This is a genomic window from Cryobacterium sp. 10I5, assembly GCF_035019865.1.
Taxonomy (GTDB): Bacteria; Actinomycetota; Actinomycetes; order Actinomycetales; family Microbacteriaceae; genus Cryobacterium; species Cryobacterium breve_A.
This window is the reverse complement of record NZ_JASJVI010000139.1, coordinates 1-6,073: the sequence shown is the minus strand read 5'-3', so window position 1 is coordinate 6,073 and position 6,073 is coordinate 1. Positions and strand designations below refer to the sequence as shown.

The 6,073-nt window shown below is 68.3% G+C and carries 6 protein-coding genes and 1 pseudogene; 1 reads left to right on the top strand and 6 read right to left on the bottom strand.

What is annotated here, in order from left to right:
- Positions 1 to 155 precede the first annotated feature (155 nt).
- The 4 genes from QN350_RS18805 to groES form a co-directional block, all read right to left on the bottom strand.
- Entirely contained in the window at positions 156 to 1,493 is a 1,338-nt protein-coding gene (locus QN350_RS18805) for an ABC transporter substrate-binding protein (RefSeq protein ID WP_322137990.1), read from the bottom strand.
- Between the two features lie 186 nt (positions 1,494 to 1,679).
- Positions 1,680 to 2,444 carry a hypothetical protein gene (locus QN350_RS18800; RefSeq protein ID WP_322137991.1) on the bottom strand — a complete coding sequence of 255 codons (765 nt, stop codon included), beginning with the start codon at positions 2,442 to 2,444 and terminating at the stop codon, positions 1,680 to 1,682.
- A gap of 43 nt (positions 2,445 to 2,487) precedes the next feature.
- On the bottom strand, positions 2,488 to 3,417 hold the full coding sequence (rarD, locus tag QN350_RS18795; protein WP_322137992.1) for an EamA family transporter RarD: 930 nt from the start codon (positions 3,415 to 3,417) through the stop codon (positions 2,488 to 2,490).
- Between the two features lie 174 nt (positions 3,418 to 3,591).
- Complete coding sequence (groES, locus tag QN350_RS18790) at positions 3,592 to 3,888, bottom strand: co-chaperone GroES (protein WP_092339382.1); 297 nt, start codon at positions 3,886 to 3,888, stop codon at positions 3,592 to 3,594.
- 150 nt (positions 3,889 to 4,038) lie between these two features.
- On the opposite strand from groES, the gene QN350_RS18785 reads away from it, so the two are divergent.
- Positions 4,039 to 5,253 (top strand): THUMP-like domain-containing protein, encoded by a 1,215-nt coding sequence (locus QN350_RS18785; protein ID WP_322137993.1) that lies wholly within the window; start codon positions 4,039 to 4,041, stop codon positions 5,251 to 5,253.
- Between the two features lie 60 nt (positions 5,254 to 5,313).
- On the opposite strand, the gene QN350_RS18780 is transcribed toward QN350_RS18785, so the two are convergent.
- Both QN350_RS18780 and QN350_RS18775 read right to left on the bottom strand, forming a co-directional pair.
- A complete protein-coding gene (locus tag QN350_RS18780; protein WP_322137994.1) occupies positions 5,314 to 5,724 on the bottom strand; it encodes a hypothetical protein in 411 nt (136 codons plus the stop codon).
- A 42-nt stretch (positions 5,725 to 5,766) separates the two neighbouring features.
- A pseudogene (locus tag QN350_RS18775) lies at positions 5,767 to 6,073 on the bottom strand (hypothetical protein); the annotation flags it as partial.

The following is a 6,073-nucleotide window of genomic DNA, read 5'->3' as shown; positions in this document are numbered from 1 at the left end:
GGGCCGTCCCCGCTCCGCCCCCCCACCTCAGCGAGAGGGCGGATGCTGGCGGGCACAGCGAGGCGCGGGGCCGGGCACACGAAAGAGCGGGGCCCGGCTTACGCCGGACCCCGCTCGGTGTGTTCTTACGGCCTCAGCCGAAGATCAGGACTCTCCTACTGGTAGGAGGTCTGTCCTTCGATGGCGGACTGCCAGACCGGCTTGTTGTCCTTGTCGAACTTGTAGATGCCGATGAAGGCGCTCGACGGCTCGTTGTGCGAGTTGAACGGGCCGACGCCGGACTGTCCGACGTACTGGATGTCCGTTCCGGCGGTGACGAGCGGTGCACACTCGGCGTAGCTCTTGCACTTGGTGCCCTTGCCACTCGCGCCGGAAACGGCCGCGAGCTGCGCCTGGATGTCGGCGGAGACGGTGGACTTGGCCTTCAGCGCCGCGAGGGCGGAGAGGGTGGTCGCGTCGTAGGCCTCGGGGGCGTAGGAGAAGTCGCCGAGGGCGGCCTTCTGGGTGTCCTTGTACCAGGAGACGAGCTTGGCCTTGAAGTCGTCGGCCGGGTAGGCGCCGGGGATCGTGCCCTGTGCGCTGGTCAGCGTGCCGGCTTCGAAGTCCTTGCTGTAGTCGGCGGTGTTGCCGTCAGACAGGTAGACCTTGGAGAGGTCGACGCCCTGGGCCTTGAGCTCGGGGATGATGGACTTGGTCTCGTCGAAGGCGAGGATGACGATCGCGTCGGGGTTGGTCGCCTTGGCGGCGGTCACCTCGGACGAGAACGTGGTCTGGCCGGGGGGGAATTCCTGGCCGTTGCCCTTGCCGCCGTAGACGACGGTTCCGCCGGAGGCTTCGATGCTCTTCTGCGTGAAGTCGCGGAGGCCGGTGCCGTAGGAGTCGTTGAAGACGAGGAAGGCGACCTTGGCGTTGCCGTCACCCGTGATGAGCTGGCCGAGCGCGGAACCCTGGACCGAGTCCGGCGGTGCGGTGCGGAAGTAGAACGGACCGTAGCCGCTGAGCTTGGCCGAGGTGTTGGCCGGGGAGATCTGGACGATCTTCGCGGAGGCGAAGGAGTCGACGACGTTGAGCGAAACGCTCGAGGACGCGGCGCCGATGGCGACGGAGACCTTGGCAGCGATGAGCTTCTGGGCGGACGCGGTCGAGATCGTCAGGTCCGTGCTGTCGCCGGAGTCGGTGGCCAGGACGCAGGCGTCCTTGCCGTCGACGCCGCCGGCGGCGTTGATGTCTGAGACGGCGAGGCCGACGCCGGCGAGTTCCGGCGGGTTGAGGTAAGCGAGGCTACCGGTGATCGGGAGGATCGAGCCGACGACCAGCGACTTGTCCGTGGACGCTCCGCTCGCACAAGCTGCGTCGGTGTACGAGGACGCGGCCGCGGCCGAGGTCGTGGTAGCGGTAGAACCGCCGCCGGATGCACAACCGGAGAGCATGACGGCGATGACGCCTGCTCCCGCCACGATGGCGGTCCGGAGGGCGTGCTTGGATTTAATCATCCTGGGTACCCTTTCATCTTGCACGCGTAAGTACGCCTCCGGGTGAGGCCCACTCGCGTTATTAGGCTCCAACCTAGGATCACTTTGTTTCGAGGATGTTTTCTTGCCGTTCAAACGGGACATCGTTAGCGATTCGTGACACCACCAGCATTTGCCCTGGGGGACGCCGTCGGACGAGGCGCTGTACTAAGAGCGTCGCCCGGTCACGCCCTGGTACGCGATCTGCTTCTTTTCACCGAGTGCGGTGATGCAAGATGCCCAAGATGTGCACACCGTGTCGCCGCGGCTGACCCGGTCGAGGGCCGGGGTGAGCGAGGGCCCGCCGTCGTCGCCTGCCTCGGTCGCGGCGAGGGCCGCGAGCACGACGCCGTCGAAGGCTTCTCCGCCTCCCGCGGTGTCGGCGAGGCCCGGATCGGAGGTGCGCAGACGCACCGCGAAGGCCTCGTCGGCCGCGAGCGGGGTGCCGCCGTTCGTGAAGCCGTCGAGCGGCAACAGAGCGATGCCCGCTGCGGCGACGGATGCCGCGACCTCCGCGGGTACGGCAGTCGTCGCGTCCCAGAGCACGAGGTCGACGTGTCGCGCCACCAGGTCGGCGACCGCGACCGCGACGTTCCCCGTCGAATTGCGATGGACGAGCTGGATCGGCGGGGTGCCGGGCAGGGCCTGCTCCTGGATCTCCCGGGCGGCCAGCTCGGTGCCCGCGACCTGCGCGGCACCGGTCACGACCGCTCCCGCCTCCCCGGTCATCGGGAACAGCGTGCCGACCAACAGCGTGCCGTCGCCGGTGGGCGCGATCGATGCCGCGACCGTCGGGGTGCTGGTCACGGCGGCGGGGGCTTCGCTTGCGGTGCACCCGGAGAGCACGAGCACGGCGGCGATGGCGGCGACCGTGAAGGCGAGTCCCGTCGTGGAGACGGAACGAGAGGTGACGGTCAGAGCTGGAAAGGGCATCCGTGGTCCTTTCACAGGTGGAGTCCTTCGAGCGTATCTCCGGTCAGAGGGGTTCGGGGGATGCTCGCCGCGGGGCGCGTCCGGTGACGACCATGTCGACCGTGAGGATCACGAGCGCGACCCAGACGAGTCCGAAGCCGACCCAGCGTTCGGGCGGCATGGGCTCGCCGAGGAGGAAGACGCCGACGAGGAACTGCAGCACCGGAGCGATGAACTGCACGAGGCCGAGCACGCTGAGCGGCAGGCGTCGGGCGGCCGCGGCGAAGAACAACAGCGGGACGGCCGTTACGACGCCCGTCGATACGAGGCCGACGGTGTGCCACGGCGATACAGTGCCGAAGGTGAGCCCCGTCACGGCGCCCACGATCAGGAGTTCCGCGATCGCGATCGGCATCAGCCAGGCGGTCTCGAGGGTGAGCCCGGTGAGCGCGCCGACGCCGGGGCCGACGTTCTTCTTGATGAGGCCGTAGAAACCGAAGGACAGGGCGAGGACGAGGGAGATCCACGGCAGCGACCCGTAGCCGAGCGTGAGCACGATCACGGCGGCCACGCTGATCGCGACCGCGATCCACTGGATGCGCCGTAACCGCTCGTGCAGGACGAAGACGCCCAGCAGCACCGTGACGATCGGGTTCATGAAGTAGCCGAGGGCCGCCTCGACGACGTGCCCGGTGAGCGCCGCAAAGACGTAGGTCTGCCAGTTGACGAAGATCAGGAGTCCGGCCAGGCCCATCACCCAGACCGTCTTCGGACGACGGAGCACCACGAGCAGGGCGGGCCAGCCCTGGGTGGCGGTGATCAGGGCGAGGCAGAAGACCAGCGAGAAGAGCACGCGCCAGGCCACGACCTCGAAGGGTCCCGTCGGGTGCAGCAGCAGGAAGAAGAGTGGGAGCAGTCCCCACAGGCCGTATGCGGCGATCGCGAAGGCGAGTCCGCTGGTCGGTTCGGCCGGCTGTCTCGGTGTGCGGCTCACAACGATTCCCCTTCGCGGGCGTGCCCGGCGTCAGCGTGCTCTGGGTGGTTCTGGGTGGTTCTGGCCGCGTTCAAGCGGGCCTGGGGAACACAAAATCCCGGATGACCAGGCCATCCGGGATTTTGTGTTGTCTATACGTGTAGTGCGGTCGTGCGTGGCGCCTGGGACGGATCCCTAGCGGACGACGACGGCGAGCACGTCGCGTGCGGAGAGGACGAGGAGATCGTCGCCACCGAACTTGACCTCGGTTCCGCCGTACTTGGAGTAGATGACCTTGTCGCCCACGGCAATGTCGAGCGGGATGCGGTTGCCGTTGTCGTCGATGCGGCCGGGGCCGACGGCGACAACTTCGCCCTCCTGGGGCTTTTCCTTGGCAGTGTCAGGGATGACCAGACCTGATGCGGTGGTCTGCTCGGCGTCGACCTGCTTGATGACGATGCGATCCTCGAGCGGCTTGATGGAGACCGACACGGTTGACCTCTTTCTTAGCTAAGACTTGGTTGGCAGACTCACAGCGAGAGTGCTAACAGCGAGTTTAGGGCGCATCTGGCACTCACGCAACGTGAGTGCCAGACTCGGGCGTTCCGGGCGCGGCGGCCACGGCTTGATATCGTTTGGACAATGGAACGCTCCGAGCTTGTTGACCTGTTGTCCCCCGATGGGCTGCGCCTGCTGGACTCGCTTCCGCCCTGGGACAACTCCTCCGATGTGGTGCGCCTCGTGAGCGACCTGCGCAAGGCCGGTCACCCGCAGGGACTCGTGACCGCGGTGCTCGGCCAGTCCCGGCTGCGGGCGAAGGCTGTCGCCAAGTTCGGCGACTTCGCCGGGAGGATGCTCTTCACCGAGGCCGGTCTCGAACAGGCCACCCGACTGAACGTCGCCGCCCTGCACGCCGGCCGGTTCGCGGCAGCCGGACTGGACCGGGTCGCCGATCTCGGCAGCGGCATCGGCAGCGACTCGATGGCCCTCGCCGCTCTCGACATCCAGGTGACCGCCGTGGACACCGACGAGGTCACGGCCACGGTCGCGAGCTACAACCTCGCTCCCTTCGACAATGCGAGCGTCGTGCACGGCGACGCGGAGACCTTCGACCTCACCGGCTTCGACGCGGCCTGGCTCGACCCGGCCCGCCGCACCGCCGGCCACAGCAACACCTCCCGGCTGACCCGGCCGGAAGACTATTCGCCGAACCTCGACTTCGTCTTCGGCCTGAGCGAGCGGATGCCGATCGGCGTGAAGCTCGGTCCGGGCCACGACCGCGACGCCATTCCCGCCGCCGCGGAAGCGCAGTGGGTCTCCGTGGACGGAAAGCTCGTCGAGATGGGCCTCTGGTTCGGCGCCCTCGCACGCGACGGCATCCGTCGCTCGGCCCTGCTCCTGGGCAGGGGCGGTCGGCACGAACTCACCGCGGCCGCAGACAGCGTGGACGTCGACAGCGTCGCCGGTGAGGCCGGCGTGGCAGGCAGCTACCTGTATGAGCCGGATGGCGCGGTGATCCGGGCACGGCTGATCGGCGACCTGGCCCGCAGCATGGACGCGCTGATGCTCGGGGAGGGCATCGCGTACCTGAAAACCGAGTCGCTGCACGAGACCCCGTTCGCGACGGCGTTCCGGGTGCTCGAGTCGCTGCCGGTGGACGAGAAGAAGCTCCGGCTCGCGCTCAAGGAACGCCGGATCGGGACGCTCGAGATCAAGAAGCGTGGCGTGGACATTGACCCGGCCGTGCTCCGCACCCGACTGAAGCTGCACGGACCCGAGTCGGCCACGCTCGTGCTCACCCGCGCGGGCGGGCGCAGGCTCGCGCTGCTCGTGGAGCGGGTGCAGCCGCCGCGCTGAGCACTCAGCGCTGTGCACTCAGTGCTGTGCACTCAGTGCTGTGCACTCAGTGCCAGGCGTTCAGTGCGGGATGGGGCTGATGGCCTGGCTGATCAGCACGATCCAGCCGGCGGCGATGACGAGGCCGGCAAGGCCCGTGCCGAGGCCCCAGGCCCAGATCGACACGGCCGCGCGTTCGGTACGGCTCGCCCAGACGGCGAGTATGACGGCCGTGAGCGAGAGCGGCGCGGCCCAGACCACGAAGACGGCGCCGGCGAGTCCGACGGCGCCGAATCCGAGGGATGCGACGGCGATGGCGCGCCTGCGGGAGAGGGCGCGAAGCTCGGACTCGGTGTAGACGTACGGCACCCACTCGGTGGGAGCCGTCACGGTTGAGGCGTAGTCGAGCTCGCCGGTGATTTCCTCCGGCGGGCGCGTGAGTTCGAAGCCGAGGTCGTCGCCGGCCGCGGTAGCGCGTCGTGCATCCGTCACTGCGGCCTCCCGGTCCGGTCACTGCGCCCGGCGAACGGGCTCTCAGCGATAGTAATCGGTACTCGGCACGCTTGCGAAGACGATGATCCAGACGACGATGCTCAGCAGGGAGAGGGCGACGCCGACGATGCCCGTGATCAGGCCGGTGAGCCACAGGGCACGGGCGCGCGGTTCCTTCGTGCGGCCGAGGGCACCGAGCACGATGGCCGCGGCCGGAAGCAGCAGGGTGAGCACCCCGCCGACGAACGGGACAAAGGCGACCGGGAGGCCCAGCAGTCCGACGACACCCGCGACAAGAGAGAGGATGCTGAGCAGCGGCTGGCGGGTCGGAGCCTGTGTCCCCTGGGCG

Coding starts and splice junctions, on each gene's coding strand:
- QN350_RS18805 (WP_322137990.1), bottom strand. CDS start 1,493: ATGATTAAATCCAAGCACGCCCTCCGGACCGCCATCGTGGCGGGAGCA.
- QN350_RS18800 (WP_322137991.1), bottom strand. CDS start 2,444: ATGCCCTTTCCAGCTCTGACCGTCACCTCTCGTTCCGTCTCCACGACG.
- QN350_RS18785 (WP_322137993.1), top strand. CDS start 4,039: ATGGAACGCTCCGAGCTTGTTGACCTGTTGTCCCCCGATGGGCTGCGC.